This window comes from Acidovorax sp. NCPPB 3576 (assembly GCF_028473605.1).
Classification (GTDB): domain Bacteria; phylum Pseudomonadota; class Gammaproteobacteria; order Burkholderiales; family Burkholderiaceae_C; genus Paracidovorax.
Genome location: NZ_CP097267.1, coordinates 5,226,473 through 5,251,674 on the forward strand (window position 1 = coordinate 5,226,473; position 25,202 = coordinate 5,251,674).

The 25,202-nt window shown below is 71.2% G+C and carries 25 protein-coding genes and 1 riboswitch; of the genes, 8 read left to right on the forward strand and 17 right to left on the reverse strand.

Features of this window, described 5'->3' with window-relative positions:
- Window positions 1–17 precede the first annotated feature (17 nt).
- The 13 genes from M5C98_RS23780 to M5C98_RS23840 all read right to left on the reverse strand — a co-directional run bounded on the left by M5C98_RS23780 (window position 18) and on the right by M5C98_RS23840 (window position 11,817).
- Window positions 18–413 (reverse strand): (2Fe-2S) ferredoxin domain-containing protein, encoded by a 396-nt coding sequence (locus tag M5C98_RS23780; RefSeq protein WP_272550001.1) that lies wholly within the window; start codon window positions 411–413, stop codon window positions 18–20.
- Entirely contained in the window at window positions 410–1,414 is a 1,005-nt protein-coding gene (gene cobJ, locus M5C98_RS23785) for a precorrin-3B C(17)-methyltransferase (RefSeq protein WP_272550003.1), read from the reverse strand. Before cobJ ends, M5C98_RS23780 begins: the two co-directional genes overlap by 4 nt.
- A gap of 14 nt (window positions 1,415–1,428) precedes the next feature.
- A complete protein-coding gene (locus M5C98_RS23790; protein ID WP_272550005.1) occupies window positions 1,429–2,091 on the reverse strand; it encodes an energy-coupling factor ABC transporter permease in 663 nt (220 codons plus the stop codon).
- A gap of 50 nt (window positions 2,092–2,141) precedes the next feature.
- On the reverse strand, window positions 2,142–2,579 hold the full coding sequence (locus M5C98_RS23795; protein ID WP_272550006.1) for a cobalamin biosynthesis protein: 438 nt from the start codon (window positions 2,577–2,579) through the stop codon (window positions 2,142–2,144).
- Complete coding sequence (locus tag M5C98_RS23800) at window positions 2,576–3,373, reverse strand: cobalamin biosynthesis central domain-containing protein (RefSeq protein ID WP_272550007.1); 798 nt, start codon at window positions 3,371–3,373, stop codon at window positions 2,576–2,578. The genes M5C98_RS23795 and M5C98_RS23800 overlap by 4 nt, the downstream gene beginning before the upstream one ends.
- Window positions 3,370–4,206, reverse strand: coding sequence for a precorrin-2 C(20)-methyltransferase (cobI, locus tag M5C98_RS23805; protein ID WP_272550008.1), 837 nt, complete (start codon window positions 4,204–4,206; stop codon window positions 3,370–3,372). Before cobI ends, M5C98_RS23800 begins: the two co-directional genes overlap by 4 nt.
- On the reverse strand, window positions 4,203–5,573 hold the full coding sequence (gene cbiE, locus M5C98_RS23810; RefSeq protein WP_272550009.1) for a precorrin-6y C5,15-methyltransferase (decarboxylating) subunit CbiE: 1,371 nt from the start codon (window positions 5,571–5,573) through the stop codon (window positions 4,203–4,205). Before cbiE ends, cobI begins: the two co-directional genes overlap by 4 nt.
- Window positions 5,570–6,679 (reverse strand): cobalt-precorrin-5B (C(1))-methyltransferase, encoded by a 1,110-nt coding sequence (locus tag M5C98_RS23815; protein WP_272550010.1) that lies wholly within the window; start codon window positions 6,677–6,679, stop codon window positions 5,570–5,572. The genes cbiE and M5C98_RS23815 overlap by 4 nt, the downstream gene beginning before the upstream one ends.
- Entirely contained in the window at window positions 6,676–7,371 is a 696-nt protein-coding gene (locus tag M5C98_RS23820; protein ID WP_272550011.1) for a precorrin-8X methylmutase, read from the reverse strand. The genes M5C98_RS23815 and M5C98_RS23820 overlap by 4 nt, the downstream gene beginning before the upstream one ends.
- Window positions 7,368–8,420 (reverse strand): sirohydrochlorin chelatase, encoded by a 1,053-nt coding sequence (locus M5C98_RS23825; protein WP_272550012.1) that lies wholly within the window; start codon window positions 8,418–8,420, stop codon window positions 7,368–7,370. The genes M5C98_RS23820 and M5C98_RS23825 overlap by 4 nt, the downstream gene beginning before the upstream one ends.
- On the reverse strand, window positions 8,417–9,238 hold the full coding sequence (gene cobM / locus M5C98_RS23830; protein WP_272550013.1) for a precorrin-4 C(11)-methyltransferase: 822 nt from the start codon (window positions 9,236–9,238) through the stop codon (window positions 8,417–8,419). Before cobM ends, M5C98_RS23825 begins: the two co-directional genes overlap by 4 nt.
- Before the next feature lie 132 nt (window positions 9,239–9,370).
- Window positions 9,371–9,605, reverse strand: a riboswitch (cobalamin riboswitch).
- A 273-nt stretch (window positions 9,606–9,878) separates the two neighbouring features.
- Window positions 9,879–10,955 carry a peptidoglycan-binding domain-containing protein gene (locus M5C98_RS23835; protein ID WP_272550014.1) on the reverse strand — a complete coding sequence of 359 codons (1,077 nt, stop codon included), beginning with the start codon at window positions 10,953–10,955 and terminating at the stop codon, window positions 9,879–9,881.
- A gap of 133 nt (window positions 10,956–11,088) precedes the next feature.
- Window positions 11,089–11,817, reverse strand: a complete 729-nt coding sequence (locus M5C98_RS23840; RefSeq protein ID WP_272550016.1) for a class I SAM-dependent methyltransferase — start codon at window positions 11,815–11,817, stop codon at window positions 11,089–11,091.
- A gap of 412 nt (window positions 11,818–12,229) precedes the next feature.
- On the opposite strand from M5C98_RS23840, the gene M5C98_RS23845 reads away from it, so the two are divergent.
- The 8 genes from M5C98_RS23845 to M5C98_RS23880 are packed head-to-tail and all read left to right on the forward strand — an operon-like array spanning window position 12,230 to window position 21,144.
- On the forward strand, window positions 12,230–13,609 hold the full coding sequence (locus M5C98_RS23845; RefSeq protein ID WP_272553382.1) for a UbiA family prenyltransferase: 1,380 nt from the start codon (window positions 12,230–12,232) through the stop codon (window positions 13,607–13,609).
- Entirely contained in the window at window positions 13,603–14,916 is a 1,314-nt protein-coding gene (locus M5C98_RS23850; protein WP_272550018.1) for an FAD-binding oxidoreductase, read from the forward strand. Before M5C98_RS23845 ends, M5C98_RS23850 begins: the two co-directional genes overlap by 7 nt.
- A 47-nt stretch (window positions 14,917–14,963) precedes the next feature.
- A complete protein-coding gene (locus tag M5C98_RS23855) occupies window positions 14,964–15,740 on the forward strand; it encodes an SDR family NAD(P)-dependent oxidoreductase (protein ID WP_272550019.1) in 777 nt (258 codons plus the stop codon).
- A gap of 3 nt (window positions 15,741–15,743) precedes the next feature.
- Complete coding sequence (locus M5C98_RS23860) at window positions 15,744–17,468, forward strand: hypothetical protein (protein ID WP_272550020.1); 1,725 nt, start codon at window positions 15,744–15,746, stop codon at window positions 17,466–17,468.
- Between the two features lie 32 nt (window positions 17,469–17,500).
- Window positions 17,501–18,439, forward strand: coding sequence for an NAD-dependent epimerase/dehydratase family protein (locus M5C98_RS23865; RefSeq protein WP_272550021.1), 939 nt, complete (start codon window positions 17,501–17,503; stop codon window positions 18,437–18,439).
- Window positions 18,439–19,785, forward strand: a complete 1,347-nt coding sequence (locus M5C98_RS23870; RefSeq protein ID WP_272550022.1) for an NAD(P)/FAD-dependent oxidoreductase — start codon at window positions 18,439–18,441, stop codon at window positions 19,783–19,785. The genes M5C98_RS23865 and M5C98_RS23870 overlap by 1 nt, the downstream gene beginning before the upstream one ends.
- Before the next feature lie 7 nt (window positions 19,786–19,792).
- The gene (locus tag M5C98_RS23875; protein WP_272550023.1) at window positions 19,793–20,203 is read left to right on the forward strand and encodes a GtrA family protein; all 411 of its coding nucleotides are present in this window, start codon (window positions 19,793–19,795) and stop codon (window positions 20,201–20,203) included.
- Window positions 20,200–21,144 carry a lysylphosphatidylglycerol synthase transmembrane domain-containing protein gene (locus tag M5C98_RS23880; RefSeq protein ID WP_272550024.1) on the forward strand — a complete coding sequence of 315 codons (945 nt, stop codon included), beginning with the start codon at window positions 20,200–20,202 and terminating at the stop codon, window positions 21,142–21,144. The genes M5C98_RS23875 and M5C98_RS23880 overlap by 4 nt, the downstream gene beginning before the upstream one ends.
- Before the next feature lie 18 nt (window positions 21,145–21,162).
- Here the strand turns inward: M5C98_RS23880 and M5C98_RS23885 are convergent, their stop codons facing one another.
- The 4 genes from M5C98_RS23885 to M5C98_RS23900 all read right to left on the reverse strand — a co-directional run bounded on the left by M5C98_RS23885 (window position 21,163) and on the right by M5C98_RS23900 (window position 25,161).
- Window positions 21,163–23,130 (reverse strand): gamma-glutamyl-gamma-aminobutyrate hydrolase family protein, encoded by a 1,968-nt coding sequence (locus M5C98_RS23885; RefSeq protein WP_272550026.1) that lies wholly within the window; start codon window positions 23,128–23,130, stop codon window positions 21,163–21,165.
- A 162-nt stretch (window positions 23,131–23,292) separates the two neighbouring features.
- The gene (locus tag M5C98_RS23890; RefSeq protein ID WP_272550028.1) at window positions 23,293–24,213 is read right to left on the reverse strand and encodes a ParB/RepB/Spo0J family partition protein; all 921 of its coding nucleotides are present in this window, start codon (window positions 24,211–24,213) and stop codon (window positions 23,293–23,295) included.
- A gap of 91 nt (window positions 24,214–24,304) precedes the next feature.
- On the reverse strand, window positions 24,305–24,610 hold the full coding sequence (locus M5C98_RS23895) for a cupin domain-containing protein (RefSeq protein ID WP_272550029.1): 306 nt from the start codon (window positions 24,608–24,610) through the stop codon (window positions 24,305–24,307).
- The gene (locus M5C98_RS23900) at window positions 24,607–25,161 is read right to left on the reverse strand and encodes an RBBP9/YdeN family alpha/beta hydrolase (protein ID WP_272550031.1); all 555 of its coding nucleotides are present in this window, start codon (window positions 25,159–25,161) and stop codon (window positions 24,607–24,609) included. The genes M5C98_RS23895 and M5C98_RS23900 overlap by 4 nt, the downstream gene beginning before the upstream one ends.
- Window positions 25,162–25,202: the final 41 nt, after the last annotated feature.

The window sequence follows — 25,202 nt, forward strand, 5'->3', positions numbered from 1 at the left end:
CGCCGCACTCGCGCCATTCAGCCGCCGGACGGCCCCTGGTGGAACACCAGGTCCTGCACCGGCTGGCCGCCCACCAAGTGGCTTTCGATGATGCGGTCCATGTTGGCGGGCGTGACGTCGTAGTACCAGGTGCCGTCGGGCTGCACGCACATCACCGGCCCGCCCTTGCAGGCGGCAAAGCAGCTCACGCGGCTGCGCTTGACGCGCAGCTCGCCGTCGTTCAGGCCCGCGGCCTTGAACTTGTCGCCCAGGCTGTCGAACAGGGCCTGCGCCTGGCCGTCTTCGGCGCAGCGCGGGCCGGTGCAGATGAGGATGTGGCGGCGGTAGGCCCCGATCTTGGGTTGGATGGCCACGCGCACCCCTTCGGGCGCTGCGGTCGTGGCGATGGCGGGGGTGGGGTCTTGCTGGCTCATGCCTCTTCCTCGGTGGTGGCGACGGCCTCGGCCGCCAGGGGCTGGGCCAGGGTGTCGCGAATGTAATCGGCCGGCAGGCGATGCCGCCGGGCCAGGGCCTCGATGCTTTCGCCGGCCGCGTGGTCGAGCTGCAGATTCTCCAGCCAGCCGTTGAGGCCGGTGGAGAGCGACCGGCCCGGCCGCTCGCCGGCCAGCGTGGCGCCGCCGCCCTCCACGTCGTACTTGTTGGCGTAGCCGCGCGGCGTGACCATGAGCCCGTGCTGCACGATGGTGTTGCTGTTGCCGATCAGCACGGTGCTGAGCATGCCGATATCGGCATCGCACATGGTGGCCAGCGTGGCGAACTCGATGCGCTCGCGGCGGCGGTAGGCGCTCTTGACGATGGCCACCGGCGTGTCCGGGCGGCGGTGGCGCAGGAAAAGGCGCTGGGCTTCTTCGATCTGGCGCGTGCGCCGGCCGCTCTTGGGGTTGTAGAGCGCGACCACGAAGTCGGCCAGGGCGGCGGCATCCAGCCGGCGCGCGATGGTGGGCCAGGGCGTGAGCAGATCGGACAGCGAGATGGCGCAAAAGTCGTGCGTGAGCGGCGCGCCCACGCGGGCCGCGCAGCTGTTGATGGCCGAGGCGCCGGGCACGATCTCGACCTCGATGCCGCCGGGCTCGACCACGCCGTTCTCGTCGAAGGCGGGGGGCGTCCAGCCGGCCTGGAACAGCACCTCGAACGTGGGGCCGGCCATGCCGTACACGCCCGCATCGCCCGAGGAGATGAGCGCCACCTTCTTGCCCTCGCGGGCGCGGGCCAGCGATTCGATGGCGCGGTCCAGCTCCTCGGTCATGGACTTGCGGATGATCTCCTTGCCCTCGATGAGGTCGGCCACCAGCTTGATGTAGGTGACGTAGCCGATGATGGTATCGGCCTCGGCGATGGCGGCACGCGCGCGCGCCGTCATGTGGTCGGTGCTGCCGGGGCCGATGCCCACGAGCATGATCTTTCCTGCGGACATGGTCGCGGGGCTCCTCACGCGGCGGCGGCCGGGCCGGGCGACGCGACGCGCTGCAGCGTGCGCTCGTCGATGCAGGCGGCCAGCCAGCGGCGGCCGCGCAGGCGGGCGGCGCCGAGCGTGATGCCGATGGTGAGCAGCGGCTCCACCGCCACGAGGCTCAGGTACGACGCGGCGAACAGCGCCCAGTCGGCCACGGGCGCCGCATCGCTGCTGATGGACAGCCAGAAGCCCACCATGAGCGTCACGCCGGCGTAGTACATGGCATCGAGCTTGAGCACGTTGGCGACGCTGATGCGCTGCATGCGCTTTCCAAGGCCGTGGTGCACGGCCACCAGCGGCACGGCCAGGCTCAGGAAGTTGATGGCCAGGTGCGCCAGGTCCTGCGGCTCGAACACGAGGGCCTGGGCGAGCAGCCCCAGCCCGAAGCCGAACAGCGTGGGAATGAAGCCGAACAGCAGGTAGATGGGCATGGCGCCCACGAAATGCAGCTCCGATGGCCCCACGGGCATGTGCCAGACCTGCATGAGCACGCTGAAGAAAAAAGCCGCCAGCAGCGTGCGCAGCCAGGCGGTGGGGCTTTTGAGCAGGGGCAGCGCGTGCGCGCCCAGCAGCGCCGTGGCGGCGACGGAGGCAAAGGCGATCTTGTCCTGCGAGAGGATGCCGATTTCGATGTGCATGGTGTGGACCTTTGGGGTGAAGAAGAGGAAAAAATCGGAACGAAAAGGGATCAGCCGGCCGCGCGCGCCATGCGCGCGATCGACACGGTGGCGTTGCGGCCGTCCTCGCCGCGCAGCCGGTGCTTTTCCACCAGCAGGGCGGATGCGTCGTGCGCGGCGCCGGCCGCCAGCAGCGCCGCGGCCTCGCTGACCGACGGGGTGCCCATGTAGCGCAGCACCGTGGCCGAGGGATTGGGCACGGGAACGGCCGCCAGTTGCGCAGCGGTGTACCACTGCAGCGGCCAGCCGTGGCGCGCCGCCAATGCAAGAAACGCGGCCTCGTCGGCCTTGGCGGCGATGCTGGCGGCAGCAGCCACGTGGCGCAGGTCGGCGGGCACCTGCGCCAGGGCTTGCAGCAGGCAGGCCTGAACGGTGGCCTCGGGCGTGCCGCGGTCGCAGCCCAGGCCGATGGCCAGCCGCAGTCCATCGGTGCCGAGTGCCACCGTCATGCCGCAGCGCCCTCCAGCGGCGGGCGGTACACCACCAGGCGCTCGTCCAGGGCCTGCCACTGCTCGGGCGGCACCGGGGCATGGGTGACCCACAGGACGGCCCGGTAGTGCGCCAGATCGACATCGGCCAGGCGGTCGAAGCAGGCGATGTTGGCGGGCAGCGGCGTGGGGCGGTTCCACCAGTCGCGGCGGCCGGCCTCCTGCACCACGGCGATGGGCTCGCCGTTGACGACGTGCGCCGACACGCGCGTGATGTTGATCTTGGGCGCCTCCACGCGCCAGCCCAGGTGGCGCCCGAGGATGTCCACGGGAATGGTCTTGCCCACGTCCGACGCGGTGGTGAGCACCGGCGTGGCGCCGATCAGGGCGGCGATGCGCTCGCTCCAGTCGTTGGCGCCGCCCACATGGCCCGACAGCACGGGGATCACGAACTGGCCCGCGTCGTCCACCACCGTCACGCCGGGGTCTTCGTCCTTCGACTTCAGCACCGGCGCGATGAGCCGCACCACGGCGCCGAGCGAGACGAAGAACACCAGCTGGTCGTAGGCGGCGAAGAGCGGCGCGATCTCGTCGCGCAGCGCGCCTTCGTAGGCCCGCACGGTGTTGGGCAGGCCCTCGAACGCGCTGGCGAACTTGGCCGCGGTGCACACATGGGCCTGGGGCACGTCGCGGGCCAGTTGCGCGGCCTGCGCAGCGCCGTGGCGGGTGATGGCGACGAGGCACACGCGCACGGCCTCCAGCGGCTGCGCGGGCGCGGACAGCACCACGGCGGGGGTGGCGGCGGGGGAATTCATTCGGCAGGCTCCGGTTCGGATAGGAAGGCGCCCACGTCGGTGGGCGAGGATTTCTTGAGGCAACCCTTGATGCGCTCGCCGCGGATGCGGTGCGGGTTCTTGACCACCATGAGCGAGAGGTAGCTGACCTTGGTGCCGCGCAGCGCCGGCAGGTCCGGGCCGCTCACGCAGCGCTCGTCGGGCGCGCCCACGCGCTCGATGAACTGCGTGTGCGGCAGCAGCCCCCGCCGCACGAGCCAGTCGATCAGGTCGTCCATGAGCGGCTTGACCTTCATGAGCACCAGGGTGTCGAAGTCGGGCAGCAGTCGGTCCACCGCGCCCACGCCGTAGGCAGCGGGGACGATGGCGATGGTGTCGTCCTGCTCGGCCAGCGGCATGCCGCGCGCGGCGCAGGCGGCGGTGAAGGCGTTCACGCCCGCGATCACCGGCACCTCGATGCGCGCATCCAGCGCCCGCACGGTGCGCGCCAGGTGGCCGAAGGTGGCGTAGGTGCTGGCATCGCCCTCCACCAGAAACAGCACGTCCTGCCCGGCCAGCAGCCAGGGCAGCACGGCGGCGGCGGCGCGCGCCCAGGCGCGGACGAGCTTGTCGCCGTCGTGCGTCATGGGAAACAGCAGCGTCTGGTGCATGGCGGGCGGTGGCAGGCCCGCGCGCTGCACGATATCGAAGGCGTAGCTGGGCGTCTTGGTGCTGCGCGCGGGGTAGGTCCACACGGCATCGGTGCGCTGCAGCTGGGCCCAGGCCGCGCGGGTGATAAGGCCGGGGTCGCCGGGGCCGAGCGATACGCCGATGAGGCGGCCCAGGGCGGCGCTGGACGGGGTCGTATCGGTCATGCGCCCTCCTCCACCACCGCTGCCGGGGCCTCTGTACTAACGGCTTGCGCGCAGACGATCCACACCGGGTTCTCGGCCGCCATGCGGTGCATGTGCAGGATGGGCTTGCTGCGCGCGGCCTGCAGCTGCAACACGTCCCACGCGGCGCCCGCGGCCTGCAGGGCCTGCGTGGCGGCGGCCAGGTTCTCCAGCGTGACGAAATTCATCACCAGCCAGCCGCCCGGGCGCAGGCGTTTCAGGCACAGCGCAATCAGCTCGGCCAGCTCGCCCCCCGAGCCGCCGATGAAGACGGCATCCGGGTCGGGCCACGCATCCAGCCCCTCGGGCGCCTTGCCGTGCACGAGCGTGTGGTTGGAGACCCCGAAGGCCTGCACGTTCTGCCGCGCGATGGCCGCATCGGCCTCGTTCTTCTCGATGGCCCACACATGGCCCTGGGGACTGAGGCGCGCGGCCTCCAGCCCCACAGAGCCGCTGCCGGCGCCGATGTCCCACACGCGGCTGTCGGCGCGCAGCTGCATGCGCGCCAGCGACACGGCGCGCACTTCCTGCTTGGTGATGAGGCCTTTGTCCGGCTGGCGCTGGTGGTAGGCCGCGTCGGGCAGGCCGAAGCGCACCGGCGCGGGCCGCTGGCGCGTGCGCACCAGCAGCACCACGTTGGGGTCGGCGAAGGCCTGCTGCGCCGCGTCGGCCGGCGCCAGGTCGGCGCACACGCGCTCGTCGGCCGTGCACAGGCGCTCGGCCACGCTGAGCTGGAACTCGTCCTGCAGCCCTTCAGCCAACAGCAGGCGGGCGATGCGCGCAGGCGTGTTGTCGGGGCTGGTCAGCACGGCCAGCCGGTCGTGCGCGCGCACGGCCTGCGCCAGGGCATACAGGCCGTGCGACGGCGCCGCGCCTTGCTGCCACTCGCCCGCATCCCTGGCATGCACCGAGACGATGCGCGCGTCCTGCCAGGCCAGCCCCAGGCGGGCGCAGGCCAGCTGCAGCGTGGAGACGTTGGGAATCACCTCGATGGCCTCGATGCACAGGCGCGAGGCCAGGTAGCTGGCGATGCCGTGGCACAGCGGGTCGCCCGTGGCCAGCACCACGCTGGCCTGCTGCGCATCGCGCGCGGCGGCGATCCAGCCGGGCACGGCGGACAGCTGCCCCGTGAGGTCGCGCCGCGTGGCGCCGGGGGCGATGTCGTCCTCGAACAGCGCCAGCGCGCGCGTGCCGCCCACCACCAGGTCGGCGCGGCGCAGCAGGGCCAGCGCGGTGGCGCCCAGGCTGGCCGCGCCGTCGTCGAGCACGCCGATGATGCGGCAGGGTTGGGGGTCGGGCATGGCGGTCGGGGCGGTGGTCAAGGCGGTCACGGGGTCGGGGGCGTTCATGCGGAGCAGGCCTCGGCCATCTTGCGGCCGTCGAAGTCGCAGACGAGCACCTGGAGTTGGAAGCGGCCCCCGTAGCGGTCGGGTGCCATGAGGGTGTCCACCACCGCGCGGGCCAGCGCATCGTGGAAGGGCGCGGCCAGGCCCAGCGCTTCCATGCGCTCGGCGGCGAAGCGCGCGGTCTCGGCGGCGGCGATCTCGGCGCACACGTCGGCCGGCGCGCCGATGCCGGCGGCCAGGCCGGCGAGCAATTGCGTATCGACCTCGGCGCGGTTGGCGTGGGTGATGGTCTCGCCCTGGGCGATCTTCGTGAGCTTGCCCACCATGCCGCCGATGACGACCTCGCGCAGCCCCTGGGCCACGGCCTCGTCGAGCGCGTAGCGCAGGAAGTCGCCCATCTGCACGAAGCAGGCGGCGGGCAGCTGCGCGCGCTCCTTCATGGCGAACTGCTCGGTGCGCCCGCCGGTGGTGAGCACCGCCACGCCATAGCCCAGCGTGGCCGCCACCTGCACGCCCTGCACCACGCTCGCGCGGTAGGCCGAGGTGGAGTAGGGCTTGACGATGCCGGTGGTGCCGAGGATGGAGATGCCGCCCAGGATGCCCAGCCGCGCGTTGAGCGTCTTCTTCGCCATGTCCACGCCCTGCGGCACGGAGATGGTGACCTCCAGCCCCGCATGGGCAAGCAGCGCCTCGCCCACGGCGCGCACGTTCTCTTCGATGTTCTTGCGCGGCACCGGGTTGATGGCCGGCCCGCCCACCGCCAGGCCCAGCCCGGCCATGGTGACGGTGCCCACGCCGAAGCCGCCCGCCAGCCGCACCGCGCCGGCATCGCCGGGCAGCACGCGCACGTCGGCGGTCAGGTGGGCCTTGTCGGTGCAGTCGGGGTCGTCGCCCGCGTCCTTGATGACCATGGCGTGCGCGGCCTGGCCGTCGCAGCGGCCGTCGTTCACGGCAAAGCGCACCACGTCGCCGTTGGGCAGCAGGCAGTCCACCGCCTCGGGCACGCTGCCGTGCACCAGTCCCAGCACGGCGGCGCGCGCGGCGGCGGCCGAGCACGCCCCGGTGGTGAAGCCGGTGCGCGTGCCGCGGCGCACGGTCTTTTCCATCATGGCGACGGCGTCCCCGGCATCGTGGCCTTCTGGCGGGCCTCGGCCAGCGCCAGCAGCGCGTGCAGCGCGGCCACCACCAGCGTGGAGCCGCCCTTGCGGCCGCGGATGACGATCCACGGCACCGCGTCCACGCCGGCCATCAGGTCCTTGGACTCGGCGGCGGAGACGAAGCCCACCGGCATGCCCACCACGAGCGCCGGGCGCACGCCCTCCTCGCGGATCAGCCGCACCAGTTCGATGAGCGCGGTGGGCGCGTTGCCGATGCCGACGACGGCCCCCTGCAGCAGCCCCCGCCGGTGCGCCTTGCGCATGGCCTGCACGGCGCGCGTGGTGTCCTCGGCCTGGGCCTGGGCGATCACGTCGGCGTCGCTGATGAACTGGTGCGTGCGCATGCCGAAGTGCGCCAGGCGCGGCTGCGACAGGCCCGAGCAGATCATCTCCACGTCGGCCACCACGGGCGCGCCGCCGCGCAGCATGGCGGCGATGCCGGCCTCCACCGCCTGGGGGTGGAAGTCGGTCAGGCCGTTGAACTCGAAGTCGGCGTTGGCGTGGATCATGCGGCGCACGATGGGCCACTGCTGCGCCGTGTACGGATGCGGGCCGGCCTCGGCGTCGATGATGGCGAAGCTGTCGTGCTCGATGGCCTGGCCGGCGCGCGTGAGCTGCTCGGTGACGGTGTTGACGGTGCTCATGCGGCGGCGGTCTCGTGCGGGTGCCCGTGCGCCGGGACGTGGTCATGGCCGTCGCTATGGCCATGGTTGTGGTCGAGCGACGAATGCGCGTGGCCGTGCGCCCCATGGGCCGGGTGCGCAGGTGGCGATCCGGGCCGGTGGACCACCACTTCGGCCGTGGCCAGGGCCACCGCGGGCTCGGGTTGCGCCCCTGGCGCGGGCGCAGGGGCGTGCGTGTGTTCGTGGCTGTGGCCATGCCCCAGGTCGTGCGCGATCTCGCGGTATTTGCAGCCATCGCACGGCAGCAGGCTGTTCGGCACGCCCTCCAGCAGGTCGGCCACGCGGCGGTCCAGCAGCTCGAAGATCTCGCGCTCCAGGCCGAAGTGCTGCGACTGGGCGAAGCGCACCTGCGGGTACTGCGCGCGCAGGTGCTCCACCTGCCGGCCGATGCGCTGCATGAGCGTGCCGGTGTACAGGTAGTACGGCAGCACCACGATCTGCTTCATGCCCAGCAGTGTCTGGCGCTGCACCACGCGCTCCAGGCGCGGCCAGGTGATGCCGGTGAAGGCCAGGTCCACCAGTTCGTGGTGGCCGTCCTCCTGCAGCCAGCGCGCCATCTTGGCGACGTCGCCGTTGGCCTGCCGGTCGGACGAGCCCCGCGCCAGCAGCACCACGCCGGTGGTGGTGGGGTCGGGCATGTCCAGCACGGCCATGCACTCGCGCAGCTTGCGGCGCAGCACGTCCAGGATCGGATCGCAGGCGGTGAGGTGCGGGCCGTAGCGGAAATCGACGCCCGGGCAGTGCGCGCGCGCATGCTCGATGGCCTCGGGGATCTCCATCTTCACGTGGCCCGCCGCGTTGAGGATGAGCGGCAGCACCAGCACGCGCTGGCTGCCCTGCGCGGCCCGCAGCAGGCCGTCGTGCAGGCCGGGCGGCGCGAATTCGATGAAGCACACCTCGATGCGCCAGGCCGGCTGGCGCGCGCGCCACTGCGCCACGAAGGCGTGGATTTCGTCGTTGCCCTCGGGCTCGCGCGAGCCATGGCCGATCAGCAGGATGGTGGTGTTCATGGGGCACGCTCCAAAGGGGGATGGGGTTCGTGGGATGGCTCGCTCGCCTTGCGGAAGCGGTGCGTGAAAGTGGGGTCGTACAGCTTGGACTTGGCCAGCTCCGTCCACTGGCGGGCGCCCAGCGTGGGGCTGGCGATCACCATGGCCTGGCTCACCACCTTGGCCTCGCGGCAGCGGTCGCGGATGTCCGCGAGCGTGCCGCGCACGATCAGCTCCTCGCCCGGCCAGCTGGCCTTGTGCACCACGAGCACGGGCGCGTCGTCGGCCCAGCCGGCTTCGCGCAGCCCGGCCTGCACCTTGTGCAGCAGCGTGATCGACAGAAAGATGCACAGCGTGCAGTGGTGGCGGCCCAGCTCGGCCAGCGACTCGCCCGGCGGCATGGGCGTGCGGCCCTCCACGCGCGTGAAGATCACGCTTTGCGTGACCTCGGGCAGGGTGAAGCTCTCCACCGCCGCCGCGGCCGACGCCATGGCCGAGGAGACCCCCGGCACCACGCGCAGCGGCACGCCGGCCGCGTCCAGCGGCTGCACCACCTCGATCAGCGCGCCGTACAGGGCCGGATCGCCCGTCTGCAGGCGGATCACGGTGTCGTGCTTTTGCGCCTGAAGGATAAGCCACGCCGCCATCTGCGGCAGCGTCATGTCCTTGCTGTCGGCGATGGTGCAGCCGGGCGGCGCCCAGCGCGTGGCCGCCTCGTTGACGAGCGAGCCCGCGAACAGGATGGCGCCAGCGCGCTCGATCAGCGCACGGCCCTTGACCGTGATCAGCTCGGGATCGCCCGGCCCGGCGCCGACGAACCAGACGGTGCCCGGCGTCATGGCCGCGGGGCTGGCGCACGCGCCAGCACAGAGAAGATTTGCATGGGGACCACAGGAATGCATTCGCCCGGACCCCTGCCTCCCCGCAGGTTCCGTGAAATGGACCGCGCGCTCCAAGGCCTGAGCCTTGGGGCGCGCGCCCCCCTGTCGGCCGGTCTCCGGGCTGGCGAAAACCCGTGGGCCCTTCCCAGATGCCGAGGCATCCAGTGGGCACGATTCCACGGGGTGAAGGCGAGGCCTTCTTTCGCTTACCGTTGCGGGGGCAGCCCAGGTTGGGGTGCGGTCCGTGCCGGACGCGCCCTCCCTGGTTCCCGTTTAACTGCGCGGTCGCAATGACCGCGCGAGCACCAACGGGCGGGAGTATAGATCGATTGCAAGGGTTTCAGGCCGTATGCCCTAGTGGAACATGCCTTCATAGCTATTATTTCAATAGCAAACATGGCAGGCCCGGCCGAGGATTCCGAAGAGCTGTGACCGGTGGTAACGCCGTGGCGCAAAGGCGCTGGCGGGCAGCGCGCGGCCAGAAGATCGGCCCGCGATGCGGGCCGGTTGCGAGTGGCGGCCCGCAGGCCTTCGCCGGCCCTGCGCCGGCGCAGGGCGAGGACCGGGGCCGGGGCCCAGCCCGCGGCCCCTTCGCGCCTTAGCGCGAGAGCGCGTCCGCCGTGGCGGCGTCCACGCGGCCCGTGATCGGCAGGCCTTTGCTCTTTTGGAAGTTGCGCAGCGCAGTGGCCGTGCGGGCGCCGGCAGCGCCATCGGGCGTGCCCACGTTGTAGCCCAGCGCGTTCAGGCGCTCCTGGGCCTCGCGCACCGACATGGCGGGAGCGCCACCGGCCGGGGCACCGGCGGGCGCGGGAACGCCGGCACGGGTCTGCGATGGCGCGGCGCCGCCGTCCACGCCCAGGCGGCCACCGCCGCCCAGGCCCTGGCCCTGCACGCTTTGCGCCTTGTAGTTGCGCAGCGCCACGACCATCTGGTTGTAGGCGTCCATGAACGCGGCGGTGAGCACCTTGCCCTGGGCCGTGTTCTGGTAGCCGCCCAGCGAGCCGCCGGCCGAGCCGCCGAACAGGCCGCCGAAGCCGGCGAAATCGCTCTTGGAGGCACTGCCTTCGGAGGCCGAGATCTGCACGCCGGAGCGGTTGTCCACCAGGGTCAGCATGGCGCTGGCCTCGCGCGTCTTGAGGCCGCCGCCCAGGGCGCCGATGGCCCGGCCGCTGCCGCCGCCGATGAGCCCGCCCAGCACGCCGCCGATGCCGCCGGCATCGCTGTTGGAGAAGATGATTTCAGGCGACAGGCCGTAGTCGGAGGCGACCATCTGGCCCTTGCCGAAGTTGCTGCCGCCGCGCATTTCGCCCGATTGCATGATCGCGCGCTCGCGGTCCATGGCCGTCATGCCGGAGGCGCTGCGCTCCACCACGATGAAGCAGTTCGATTGCTGGATCAAGAGGCGCAGCAGGTTGGCCGTGGGCGGCAGTCGGTATTCGTTGCGAAGGATGGTGTACCAGCCGGCCTGCTGGTTTTCCACCAGCGACACGGTGCCCAGGGGCGATGCGCACTTTTGCAGGTCGCTGCTTTCGTTGGCCGTGGCACCGCCGGCGGCCGCGCCGGTGGCGACGGTCTTGGACTCGGCACTGCCCATCTTCATGTTGGTGGTTTCGCATCCCGTCAGCAGGACGGCGGCGCAGACGGCGGCCAGCAGTGGCAAGGTCTTTTTGGACATTGGAGTGTTCCTCTCAGGGAAAAGGGTGAAGACGCCACCTGTCGGCAGGAGGGCGCAAGACAAGGGGCCGCGGCCGCAACGGCCGGCGTGCCAGAGGCGGCGACGGATCATAGCGCCGCGGCTGGGCTGCTGGCTACCGCTGGGCGCCCATGCGATAGACCCAGACCGCATGCCCGCCGTCCGGCTGCAGCCGGGCGTGCGGCACCGCCCCGGGCACCTCGAACGCCAGGCTGACCAGCCAGGTGCCCGGCGCCATTTCCGCCTGCGCCTTGGCGGCGGCGCGGGCCATGCTTTCGGGGCGCTGGAACAGATACACCAGCGTGCAGCCGCTCCAGTCGGCGCGCCACAGGTCGCCCCGCCGCACCTCGGCCCACGGACAGCGCAGCGCGCACAGCAGGCGCAGCGGCCGGCTCCATTCCACGCCCGCCAGCCGCGCCTGCGGATAGGCGCGGCGCAGGGCGATCAAGCCGTCGCCCAGGCCGCAACCGGCGTCCAGCACCCGCGCGCCCGGCGGCAGCGCCACCGTGCGGGCCAAGCCGAGCAGCGCATCGTGCGGCGTAGGGAACAGGGGCGCATCGCGCCAGGCGTTGAGCGGGTACACCAGCAGCAGCAGCGCCAGCGGCACCAGCCAGGCCCAGGCGGGTACGCTGGCCGCGCCGGTCAGCGCCAGGGACAGCGGAAACCCCGCCGCGATCAGACCCCGGCGCCACCAGCCCGAACCCAGCACGCTGGCGGCCGTGCCGACGGCGCAGGCCACGATCAGCGCGGCCACCGGCGCCACCCGCCCCTGCAGGCCGAGGTAGGCCAGCCATGCAGCGGCCCAGGCCAGGAGGGCGGGCAAGGGCCAGGGCAGTCGGTGCATCAGGAAAGAAAGCAGGCGGTGTGGATGGGGCGCCGGAGGCAGGGCCGAGTTTAGTGACCGGCCGGCGAGGTGCTCGACGCCACTGCGCCGCCACCAGCGGCACCGCGCCCACCGCTGGAAACGGAAAACCTTGCGCAGCGGGGTGAACGCATGCGGACTGCGGCATCTTCGCCACACCCGCCCGGGCAGGGTGTAACGCTGGGGCGGGGGTGCCGGCTTCGTGGACAGCGGCTTTTACAATGTTCTGTTGCCATTGCGCACAGAGCGTTACCAAAACGACCGCGCCCCTTCACCCCTCCCCCATCAAAGGCTTCTTTTGCGCCCGCCCCTCGATTCGTCCCAGCCCACCCCGGGCCCGTCGTCGGAACCACCCCTGGTGGTGGACCTGGACGGCACGCTCATCCTGACGGACATGCTGCACGAATCGTCGCTGCAGCTGCTGCGGGACGGGCCGTGGCGCGCGATGGCCCTGCCCGTGTGGCTGGCCCGGGGCAAGGCGGCGCTCAAGCAGGAGATCGGGCAGCGGGTGCAGATGGACGTGGCCACGCTGCCCTACAACGTGCCGTTCGTGCAGTGGCTGCGCAACCAGCACGCGGCCGGGCGGCGCACCGTGCTGTGCACGGCCTCCGACCGCTCGGTGGCGCAGGCCATCGCCGCCCACCTGGGGTGCTTCGACCAGGTCATGGCCAGCGATGGGGCCACCAACCTGGCCGGGGCCGCCAAGGCCGCCGCGCTCGTGCAGGCCTTCGGCGAGCGCGGCTTCGACTACGCGGGCAATTCGCAGGCGGACGTGCCGGTGTGGCAGTCCGCGCGCTCGGCCATCGTGGTCAATGCCTCGGGGGCCGTCACCCGGCGGGCCGAGGCGCAAGGCAACGTGGCCGAACGTTTCCCCCGCGAGCCCCTCGGCCTCAGGCCCTGGCGCAAGGCGCTGCGGCTGCACCAGTGGCTCAAGAACCTGCTGCTGTTCGTGCCGCTGGTGGCCGCGCACCGATTGGCCGACGGCGAGGCCTGGGGCGACCTGCTGGTGGCCTTCCTGGCCTTCAGCCTGTGCGCCTCGTCGGTCTATGTGGCCAACGACCTGCTCGATCTGGAGAGCGACCGCCGGCATCCCCGCAAGCGCCTGCGGCCCTTCGCCTCGGGCGCGCTGGCGGCCTGGCAGGGCGTGGCCCTGGTGCCGGTGCTCACGGCGGCGAGCTTCTTGCTGGCCTGGCAGGTGGGACAGGGGTTTTTCGGCTGGCTGCTGGGGTACTTCGCCATCACCTGGGCGTATTCGCTGGCGCTCAAGCGCTGGGTGCTGGTCGATTGCATCGCGCTGGCGGTGCTCTACACGCTGCGCATCGTGGCGGGGGCCTATGCCATCACGCAGCCGCTGTCGTTCTGGCTGCTGGCGTTCTCGGGCTTTCTCTTCCTGTCGCTGGCGTTCGTCAAGCGCTATGCCGAGCTGATGGTGCAGCAGGCCGCGGGCAAGACGCAGGCGCATGGCCGCGGCTACCTCACGTCGGATGCGCCCATCGTGCAGAACCTGGGCATCGCCGCCGGCTACACGGCCGTGGTGGTGCTGGCGCTTTACCTCAACAGCGAATCGGTGCTGCTGATGTACCGCGCGCCGGAGATGATCTGGGCCGCCGTGCCCGTGATGGTGTTCTGGGTGAGCTGGATGTGGCTGCGCGCGGTGCGCGGGCAGATGCACGACGACCCGCTGGTCTTCGCCTTCAAGGACCGCGCCAGCCTGGCCGCGGGCGCCCTGTTCAGCCTGGCGATGGTCGCCGCCGCACTGGGGCTGCCGTGGTAGCCGTGCGCTCCTGGGGCCGCCTGAGCGCCGACGACCACGATCTGCGCATCCTGGCCGAGCGGCCGCTGGCGCACCTGCCGCGCGAGCCCGGCCAGCACGGGCTCGCGTTCGGCATGGGCCGCAGCTACGGCGACGTGTGCCTGAACCCCGGCGGCGCGCTGTGGTCGCTGCGCGGGCTGGACCGCTTCATCGCCTGGGACGAGGCCACCGGCGAGCTGACCTGCGAGGCCGGCATGCTGCTGCGCGACATCCAGCGCACGTTCGTTCCGCGCGGCTGGATGCTGCCCGTGACCCCGGGCACCCAGCTGGCGACGGTGGGCGGCGCCATCGCCAACGACGTGCACGGCAAGAACCACCATGGAAATGGCTCCTTCGGCGACCATGTGCAGGAGCTGCGGCTGCTGCGCACCGACGGGCTGTCGATCCGCTGCGGCCCGCAGCTGCATCCCGACTGGTTCGCCGCCACGGTGGGCGGCCTGGGCCTGACCGGCGTGGTCACCCAGGCCACGCTGCGGCTGCGGCGCGTGCCCGGCGCGTGGCTGGACACCGAGACCCTGCCCTACGGGTCGCTGGGCGAGTTCTTCGCACTGGCCGATGCCTCCGAGGCCGGCTGGGAGCACACCGTCTCGTGGATCGACTGCCTCTCGGGTGCCCGGGCCGGCGCCACGCGCGGCATCTTCCTGCGCGCCAACGCCGCCGCCCCCGAATTCCAGCACGGCGCCGCACCGAAAGACCGCCAGCGCACCGTGCCGTTCGCGCCGCCCGTCTCGCTCGTCAACCGCCTGAGCCTGCGCCCCTTCAACGCGGCGTACTACCACCTGAACCGCCGCCGCGCCGGCCGCGCGCTGCAGCATTACGAGCCGTTTTCCTACCCGCTGGACAACCTGCAGGAATGGAACCGTATCTACGGCCGCCGGGGCTTCTACCAGTACCAGTGCGTGGTGCCCCGCCCGCACGGCCCCGACGCCGTGGGCGCGCTGCTGCGCGAGATCACCGCGTCGGGCCAGGGCAGCTTCCTGGGCGTGCTCAAGACCTTCGGCGACCGCGAATCGGTGGGCCTGCTGAGCTTTCCGCAGCCGGGCGTCACGCTGGCGCTCGACTTTCCCAACCTGGGCGACCGCACGCTGCGGCTGTTCGACCGGCTCGACGCCGTCGTGGCCGAGGCCGGCGGGCGCCTGTACCCGGCCAAGGACGCGCGCATGCCGCGCGCCCTGTTCGAGGCCGGCTACCCGAAGCTCGCCCAATTCCTTCCGTACCGCGACCCGAACATCCGGTCCGCGATGTCGCGACGCCTGATGGGCGACTGACCTGCGGCTTTTTCTCCAAGACAAGAACGAACGAACTCACCGCCAACATGCAGAACAACAACAACGCCAGCAACGCACCGCAGACCCTCGTGATCGTCGGCGCCACCTCGCTGATCGCGCAGCACTGCGCACGCCAATGGCTGCAGGCCGGCGGCATCGGCCGCGTGGTGCTCGTGGGGCGCGATGCGGCCCGGCTGCAGGGCGTGGCCGACGACCTGCAGGTGCGCCAGCCCCAGGCCCGCATCGAGGTGCTGGCCGGCGATGTGACCCAGGCGGCGTCCATCGCCGCGCTGGTGCAGCACCTGGCGGCCCAGGGCGTGCCGGACACGGTGCTCATCGCCCATGGCAGCCTGCCCGACCAGCCCCAGTGCCAGAGCGATCTGGCCAGCGCCGAGCAGGCCATGGTGGTCAACGGCCTGTCGCCCGTGCTGTGCGCGGAGGCGTTCGCCGGCGCGATGCAGGTGGCGGGGCGCGGCACGATCGGCATCATCGGCTCGGTGGCCGGCGACCGGGGCCGCAAATCCAACTACGTGTACGGCGCCGCCAAGGGACTGGTGGAGCGCTATGCCGAAGGGCTGCAGCACCGCCTGGCGGCCACGAACGTGAAGGTGGTGCTGGTCAAGCCCGGCCCCACCGACACGCCGATGACGGCGCACCTGAAGGCGCGCGGCGCCAAGCTCGCCAGCGTGGAGCAGGTGGCCCAGGCCGTGGTGCGCGGCATGGCCCGCGGCACCCCCGTGGTGTATGCCCCGGCGAAATGGGCGCTCATCATGGCCGTGATCCGCAACCTGCCGCGCATGGTCTTCCACAAGATGGACATCTGATCCATGCCGTGGACCCCTGAACGCCGCCGCCTCTGGGCGGCGGTGGCCCTTGCGGGCTACGCAACGCTCTTTGCGCTGGTGACGGCCGTGGCGGCCTGGCGCACCTTCACGCCCGTGCCGATCTGGGACATGTGGGGCGCGATGGAGTTCTACGCCGACGTGCGCGATGGCGCCGGCTGGCAGGCCTGGTGGCGGCTCTTCAACGAGCACCGCATCGTGCTGTCCAAGGCCTTGTTCTGGATGGAATACCGCTGGTTCGGCGGCACCCAGGCGTTCCTGATCGCGGCCAACTACCTGCTGGTGGCGGGCAGCATCGCCACCTTCTGGGCCTTCCTGAGGGCGCGCCTGGGGCCGATGACCCGCACGGCGTCGGTGGCGGTGCTGTCCCTGCTGTCCGTCTGGCTGCTGTCGTGGGTGCAGCAGGAAAACCTCACCTGGGCGTTCCAGAGCCAGTTCTTCCTGGCCCAGTGGCTGCCGCTGGCCGGGCTGTACTGCCTGTACCGCGCCACGCAAGCGCCGCAGGGCACAGGGTGGCACAGCGGGCGCTGGTTCGCTGGCGGCTGCGCCCTGGGCGTGCTGAGCATCGGCACCATGGCCAACGGCATCATGGCGCTGCCCATGATGGCGCTTTACGCCGCCGTGGTGCGCATGGAATGGCGCCGCGTCGCATTGCTGGCCGTGCTGGCCGCCGCGGGCGTTGGCATCTACATGGCGGACTTCGTCGCGCCCACGCCCCGGCCCGGCCTGCTGGCCATGCTCCAGACCCGGCCGCTGGGCCTGCTGCAATACACGCTGCAGTACCTGGGCAGCCCGTTCCAGCACCTGGCGGGCAAGATGGAGACGATGTGGATCAGCCAGGCCTTCGGCGTGCTGTTCACCGTGCTGGCGCTGGCCCGGCTGGTGCCCGCGCTGCGCGCCCCGCGCACGCATGCGCTGGAGCTGTCGCTGCTCACCTTCGTGGCCTTCGTGGCGGGCATCGCCTTCGCCACCGCCAGCGGCCGCCTGCAGTTCAGCATGGAAGGCTCGCTGGCCAGCCGCTACACCACGCCCACGATGATGGCCTGGGCGGCACTCGCCGTGCTGTATGCGCCGCGCATGATGGCCCTGCGCGGCCTGGCCCGCGCCGGGGCCGCCGTGCTGCTGGTGGCGGTGCTGGCGCAGATGCTGTCGGTGCAGATGCGCGAAACCAAACGCAGCGATGTCCCCCACCTGCGCATGACCGGCGCGCTGGCGCTGGCGATGGGGGTGCACGACGAGCGGCGCATCGGCATGCTGATCTGGGACCGGGCCCTGGGCGAGCGCATCGTCGCCAAGGCCCGCCAGCAGGGCCACTCGATCTTCGGCCGGCCGCCGCTCGCCGACGCCGCCACGGCCCTGGGCTCGCACACCGACGTGCCGCCCGCCCGCTGCACGGCCTTCGTGGACTGGGTGCAGCGCGTGCAGGGCGACCCGCGCTTTGTCTCGGTGAGCGGCGCGCTGCTGCCCTCCGAAGGCGATGCGCCGCCGCCATCGATGCGCCTCGTCGCGCCCGATGGCACCGTGGTGGGCCTGGGCGTGCCCCACCGCTGGCGCAAGCTGAGCGCGCCCGGCGGCCCCCATGCGCCCGCACGCTACCTGACCTTCACCGCCTACCTGCAGGCCGCGCCCGAGGCGCTGCCCACCGCCGTGACCCTGACCGCACCCGGCACCGACTGCTCGGTGGCCCTGCAGATACCGGCGCCGCAATGAGCGCCCCGAACCCGACGAGAAAAGCCAACACCATGAAGAACGCCAAAATCATCCTGCCGGGAGGCGCCGGCCTCGTGGGCCAGAACCTCGTGGCCCACCTGAAGCTGCACGGCTATCACAACCTCGTCGTGCTGGACAAGCACACGAGCAACCTGGCCATCCTGCGGCAGGTGCACCCCGACATCGTGGCCGAGGACGCCGACCTGGCCGAGCCCGGCGCGTGGGAGCGCCACTTCGAGGGCGCGGACGTGGTGGTCATGCTGCAGGCGCAGATCGGCGCGCCGCAGGCCGACCCGTTCGTGCGCAACAACCTCACCTCCACCGGCCGCATCCTCGATCTGATCCAGCGCCACCGCATTGCGCAGACCGTGCACATCAGCTCCTCGGTGGTCGAGTCGGTCGCCCAGGACCACTACACCGAGACCAAGCGCGCGCAGGAAAAAATGGTGCTGGACAGCGGCATTCCCTGCGTGGTGCTGCGGCCCACGCTGATGTTCGGCTGGTTCGACCGCAAGCACCTGGGCTGGCTGTCGCGCTTCATGCGCAAGGTGCCGGTGTTCCCGATTCCGGGCAGCGGCCGCTACATGCGCCAGCCGCTGTACGCGGCGGATTTCTGCCGCATCATCGTGCGCTGCATCGAGGAGCGCCGCGTGGGCGGCGTGTTCAACATCACGGGCCTGGAGAAGGTGGACTACATCGACATCATTCGCCAGATCAAGGCCGCTACGGGCGCGGGCGCGTGGATCGTGAAGATCCCCTACGGCCTTTTCTCCCTGCTGCTCAAGGTGTGGGCGCTGTTCGACAAGGACCCGCCGTTCACCGCCGACCAGCTCAAGGCGCTGGTGGCCCACGACGAGTTCGAGGTGATCGACTGGCCCGGCATCTTCGGCGTGCGCGCCACGCCCTTCGCCGAGGCCATCCACGAAACCTTCAACCACCCGGAATACAGCCGCGTGGTGCTGGAGTTCTGATGAACGTGCAGACCCCCTCTCCTTCCGCATCCGCCCCCACCACAGCCGCACCGGGCCAGCGCATCGCCGTGCTGGGCGCCGGCCCCATGGGCCTGGCCGTGGCCTACCAGCTCGCGCGCGACGGCCACCGGCCCGTGGTCTTCGAGGCCGACGACCGCGTGGGCGGCATGACCGCGATGTTCGACTTCGACGGCCTGCCCATCGAGCGCTACTACCACTTCCACTGCACCTCCGACCACGCCTTCCTGCAGATGCTCGACGAGCTGGGCCTCAAGGACAAGATGCGCTGGCGAGAGACGCGCATGGGCTACTGGTTCCAAAAACGCCTGCAGCCCTGGGGCAACCCGGTGGCGCTGCTGCGCTTTCAGGGACTGGGCCTGGTCGCCAAGTTCCGCTACGGCCTGCACGCGTTCCTGTCCACGAAGCGCACCGACTGGAAGCCGCTGGACGGCGAAGAGGCCACGGGCTGGATCCGCCGCTGGGTGGGCAAGGAGGCCTACGAGGTGCTGTGGCGGCGCCTGTTCGACTACAAGTTCTACGACCATGCCGGCAACCTGTCGGCCGCGTGGATCTGGAGCCGCATCCGCCGCATCGGGCGCTCGCGCTACAGCCTCATGCGCGAAAAGCTCGGCCACCTCGATGGCGGCTCGGCCACGCTGCTGGACGGCATGGTGGCCGACATAAAGCGCCACGGCGGCGAGATCCGCCTGTCCACCCCCGTCACCCGCGTGCGCATGGACGCCACGCGCGTGCAGGGCGTGGAGACCGCCCAGGGCTTCGAGGCCTTCGACAAGGTGGTGAGCACCATCCCCCTGCCCTACGTGCCGCGCACCATGCCCGACCTGCCGCCCGCGCTGCTGGCGCAGTACGGCGCGCTGCAGAACATCGCCGTGGTCTGCGTGATCGCCAAGCTGCGCCAGCCCCTCACCGGCAACTTCTGGCTCAACGTGAACGATCCGGACATGGACATTCCCGGCCTGGTCGAATACAGCAACCTGCGCCCGCTGGCGGAGTCGGTGGTGTACGTGCCGTTCTACATGCCCGGCGAGCACCCCAAATTCGCCGAGCCCGACGCGGCCTTCCTCGACAAGGTGCGCCGCTACCTGAAGGCCATTAACCCGAAGCTGCAGGACAGCGACTTCCTGGCCCTGCGCGCCAGCCGCTACCGCTACGCCCAGCCCATCTGCCCGCCCAACTACCTGGACAGCCTGCCGCCCGTGCAGCTGCCCGTGCGCGGCCTGTGGGTGGCCGACACGTCCTACTACTACCCCGAGGACCGCGGCATCTCCGAGAGCATCGGCTTCGGGCGCCAGATGGCCGCGCAGGCGGCCGCGGCACCGGTCTAGGCGCGGCATGCTCGCGCAGTTCCGCTCCCGGCAGTTCGTGGCCTTCCTGGTGACGGGCGGCGTGGCCGCGCTCGCCAACTTCATCGCGCGCATCGTGCTCAACCAGTGGATGCCGTTTTCCTACGCCGTGGTACTGGCCTACGGCGTGGGCATGGTCACGGCCTTCCTGCTGGCGCGCGCCTTCGTGTTCCAGGGCAGCCAGCAGTCGGTGCGCAAGTCCGCCGCGTTCTTCGTGCTGGTGAACCTCGTGGCGGTGGCGCAGACCTGGGCCGTGAGCCTGCTGCTGGCGCGCCAGGTGCTGCCGGCCCTGGGCGTGACCGCCTTCGTGCCCGAGATCGCCCATGCCGTGGGCGTGGCCGTGCCGGTGTTCACGAGCTACCTGGGCCACAAGCGCTGGTCCTTCGCCGACCGCGCATGAAGCCCGGCCACGCCGTCGCCGCGGCCGGGGCCTGCACGGCGGCCTACGTGGCCGCCCTGGTGTGGGCCGACGCGCGCAACCAGGTTTTCGCGCAACTGCCGCAGGTGCTCGCGTGGATGCCCTCGATGGCGGCGATCGCCTTCACCTCGTACCTGCTGCGCTACCTGCGCTGGCGCTGGCTGCTGGCGCGCGCGGGGCACGCCGTGCCCTGGGGCGCGGGCTTTCTGGCCTACCTCTCGGGCTTTGCCTTCACCGCCACGCCGGGCAAGGTGGGCGAGCTGGTGCGTGTGCGCTACTTCGCGCGCGCCGGCGTGCCGGCGGCGCGCACCGTCTCGGCTTTCGTGTACGAGCGTGCGTTCGACCTGCTGTGCGTGGTGCTGCTGGCGGCGCTGGCCATCCCCGCCCTGCCGCTGTTCGCGGTGCTGGTGGCGTTCGTGGCGGGCATGATCGGCGCCGTCGTGCTGGTGGCGGCACGGCCCGCATGGCTGCTGCGCGGTGCCGCCCGGCTGCGCCGCCGCGGCTGGCCGCGACTGTCGCGTGCGGTGCGGGCCCTGGCGCTGGGATTGGCCGGCTGCAGGGCGTGGCTGCACCCGCTGGATTGGGGGCTTTCGCTGGGCCTGGGCCTGGCCGCATGGGGCCTGGTGGCGCTGTCGTTCGCCTGGCTGCTGTACGGGCTGGGCATCGGCCTGCCCTGGCGCGATGCCGCCTCCCTCTACCCCACCGCCATGCTGGCCGGCGCCGCGTCCATGCTGCCGGCCGGCATCGGCACCACCGAGGCCACGCTGGTCGCCCTGCTGGCGCTGCACGCCGTGCCGCTGGGCCTGGCCACGCTGGCGGCCGTGGGCATCCGCGTGGCCACGCTGTGGTTCGCCGTGCTGTGCGGCTTCGTGGCCATCGGGGTGCTGGAGCACCAGCGCGCGCGGGGCGAAGCCGCCAGGTGAGCGCGCTGGCGCGGTGCGTCAGCCGATGGCCGGCTCCATTGCAGGTTCTGCAGGCCGCAGCTTGGCACGGCCTTCCACCAGCGCTTCGGCCGTGATGGAGGCCTTGTGGCGGTGCGCGGTCGCCGCGTCCGACAGGATCTTCCACAGCGCATCGTTGCCGGGCGACATGTGGTCCAGGATGCCGCTGGCGATCAGGTCGGCCGGGTTCTGCAGGCCCGACGTCTGCGCGCCCGGTCGCGTGTAGCCCGCCCCCAATTGCTCCAGTTCCGTGTTGGACAACGGCCGGGCCTCGCCGCCCCGGGCGGTCGATCCGTCGAAGAACTCGGGGTGGAACTGCAAGCCGATCAGCGGTGCCCGCGGCTGGGACGATTCGACCGCCATGATGGCCCGCCAGGCGGTTTCGCCCCCTTCCGAGGGAATGGTCCGGCGCAGCGAGGTGCTCAGGTGCGGCCGGCCTTCCGGTGGGTCGATCACGGCCTGGTGGTGGTACACGGCCGCGCGGATGTCCTGCAGCGCGTTGCCGAAGACGCCGACGCCGTTCTCCGCACCCTCGGTGGCCTGCGCCTGCCCGGCTTCTTCGCCCCGGTCGTTGTCGAGCGTGCGAACACCGACCTGGTGCCCCACGTGCTGCTGCAGCGCCGCGCCGAAAAACACATTGGTCATCTGAAAGCCCCGGCAGATCGCCATCAGGGGCACGCCGTGGTGAAAGCACTGGTGCAGCAGGCCCATTTCGAGCACGGATCGGCGGTAGTCCCCGCTCCAGTCCGTCTTCGGCTCCGGTGTCTGGCCATACAGGTGCGGCGAAACGTCCTCGCCGCCGGGGAGAACAACGGAGTCCACGTGCCGGGCCAGGATCTCGGCCTTGGCCAGGATCTGCGCGATCTTCGGCAGGGCTTCGGGGTTCGCCAGGGCATCGATCACGAGGCGTTGCGGCAAGGATTGGTCGCTACCCGGTTGCGAGGCCAGTTTTTTGAGGTGCTTGTCAACCTCGGCATCGACATCCTTCGCCTGCAGCGAGGCGGCCCGCATCTCGACCCGCAGGGGCAAGGTGCCCGCCACGGCCGCGAGCTTGGCCCCCACGCGCGGGACGGTGATGCCCCGCGACTCATGGGAGACCAGCGTGGCCGTGGTGGGCCGGGTGAGGCCGGCTGTCGCGTCGGACACCGCGTCGATGATGAAGCGCCCCTTCGTGCCCAGGAACACGGTGTCGGTCAGGTCGGACGGTCCTTTGGTGGCGGACGCTTCGATCCGCGTACCCTCTGCCACCGAGGCGCAGAGGAAGTGCGTGCCGGGCATCTTCACGCCCGTGAACACGCAATCGCCCGTCAGTTGCGCATCCTCGAAACTGCAGTGGTGCAGCTCGCTGTCTTCGAAGCGAACGCCGCTCAGTGCCGCGTGGAGAAACATCGTCTCCTCGAATTCGCAGCGCTTGAAAGCGGTGTTGCGCAGCGAGGCGTTCGCCAACGACACGCTTTCGAACCGGCAGCTTTCGAACCGGCTGCCTTCGATGTGCGTGTCGGCCAGGGAGCTGGCATCGAATCGGCAGCGCTTGAAATCCACGCCCGACAGATCCCACCCCCGCAAAGCCGGACCACCCTCGGCCAACCGCGCGCCCTCCAGCACATGGGAATGGCCCGCAGCGGCCAACGCCGCCGCGAGCGACGGCTTGCCACTGCCTGCTGTGCCTGCCGGTTGACTGGCACCGGCCTTCAGGATCTGTTGCAGCAGCGCGGTGTCCGCCGCGCCCACGTCGAGTGGTGCGCTTTGCGGCGCCGCAAGGCCCGCGTTGACCGGCAGCGCCGACAGCGGCGCGCGCGACCGCAAGGCTTCGGCGCCGAAGGAGCGGGCTTGCCTGGCCGGCAGGTCCGGATGGCCGGATGGCCCGGCCGCAGCAGGCCCGCCTTTGCTGACAGCCGGCGCGCCATCGCCTCCGGTGGATTCGGATTGCCGGTGCTTCACATCGGCGGCATTCACTGACACTTTCATCGCATGTACCTCCCTGTCCGCCGGCCTCCCTGCGCGGCCCAACGCCACCAGTGGAGCCATGCCGACGGGGCGCCGATTCTGAACAGGGACCGCACCCGTGCAAAGCGCGGATTTCGCATATCGACCAACGCAATGCGCTGGTGCCATGCGGCGGGGAGAGCGTCAGCCCCGCAGGCGCTCGATCAGGCCGTTGAGCGCCTCGATCGAGCCGAACTGGATCGCCAGCTCGCCCATCTCTTCGGTTCGGCTGCCGCGCTTGACGCGCTTTTTGACACGCACTTCGACCTCGGCCATGAGCAGGTCGGACAGCTCTTCTTCGACCCGCTTGAGGTCGCGCGACTTGGCGTCCTTCTTGGGCTTTTGCGGCACCAGGCTGAACTCTGCGCCGATCTTCTTGACCAGGGCCTCGGCCTCGCGCACCGACAGCTTCTTGGCCGCGATCTGGTTGCCCGCCGTGATCTGCGCCGCCCGGTCCAGCGACAGCAGTGCGCGCGCATGGCCCATGTCGATGTCGCCGGCCATCAGCATCGTCTGCACCGGATCGGCCAGGTTCAGCAGACGCAGCAGGTTGCTGGCGGCGCTGCGCGAGCGGCCCACGGCCTGCGCGGCCTGCTCGTGCGTGAGACCGAATTCCTTGACCAGGCGCGACAGGCCCTGCGCCTCTTCGAGCGGGTTCAGGTCCTCGCGCTGGATGTTCTCGATGAGCGCCATGGCGGCGGCCGACTCGTCGGGCACGTCGCGCACCAGCACCGGCACCTCGGCCAGGCCCGCCAGCCGCGCGGCCCGAAAGCGCCGCTCGCCGGCAATGATCTCGTAGCGGCCCGCGTTGTCGCCCTGCGCCAGCCGGCGCACCAGGATCGGCTGCATGATGCCCTGCGCCTTGATCGATTCGGCCAGTTCGTACAGCGCGCCTTCGTCCATGCGCGTGCGGGGCTGGTACACGCCGGGCACCATGTCGGCCAGGGCCAGGGTGGTGGGGGTGCCTTCTGGCGGCGGCGGGGCGGCATCGCCCTTTTCGGCGACCTTGGGGCCCAGCAGTGCTTCCAGGCCGCGGCCGAGGCCCTTGGGTTTCTTGGTGACCATGATGGGGTGTGCTTTCAGTGTCTTTACTCGAAGGAAGGTGGCCGGCGCGGGCAGGGACCTCCAGGCCGCCGGGAGAGATAAGGGAGTGTGGTCAGCGGTCGATGATGACCAGGGTGCCGTGGCTGCCGGGCGCCACGGCGTGCGGCGTGCCCGCGGGAACGATGAAGACCTCGCCGGCCTGCACCACGTGGCGGGCCCCGCCGATCTCCAGGTTCATCTGCCCTTGCAGCACCAGCAGGGCTTCGTCGAAATCGTGGACCTCGTCGGGATAGGCCTGCGCATCCATCCGAAGCACCTTCACCTGCGCGCCCGCGGCCACGCCGCACACCCGCGACCGCCAGGCCTGGGGAGCCGAGCGCGCCAGCGCCAGCAGATCGACGGGGGCGGCCGGCGTCATGCCGCCGGCCCCGGCGCCTGCAAGAGCGACTGCAGCCATGCCATGCCCTCGGCCCAGTCGCCCAGGCCCGACTCGGCATTGATGTGGCCGAGCGCGCCCGCATCGACGAAGCGCGCCCCCCAGTCGCGGCCCAGCCCCTGCACGCGCTCGAAGCGGCAATACGGGTCGTTGCGGCTGCCCACCAGCACGGCGGGAAACGGCAGCGGCTGGCGCGCGATGGGGGCCCAGCCAGGCAGCAGCGGCGCGATGTCGGGGTGCTCCACGTCGCCCGGCGCCACCAGCAGCGCGCCGGCCACGCGGTGCGCGTTGCGCGTGTGCGCGGCCCACCAGGCGGTGAGGATGCAGCCCAGGCTGTGCGCCACCAGCACCACGGGGCCGTCGGCGTCCACCACCACCTCTTCCAGGCGGGCGGACCAGTCGCCGCGCAGCGGGTGCATCCAGTCGTGCTGCTCCACGCGCCGGTAGCCGTGCAGGCGTTCCCAGCGGCTTTGCCAGTGGTCTTCCCCGGAGTTCTGCCAACCGGGCAGCAGCAGCACGTTGTCTGGTTTCATACTATGTTTTTGATAGCAAAGAGGGCAATGAATCCGCCGGC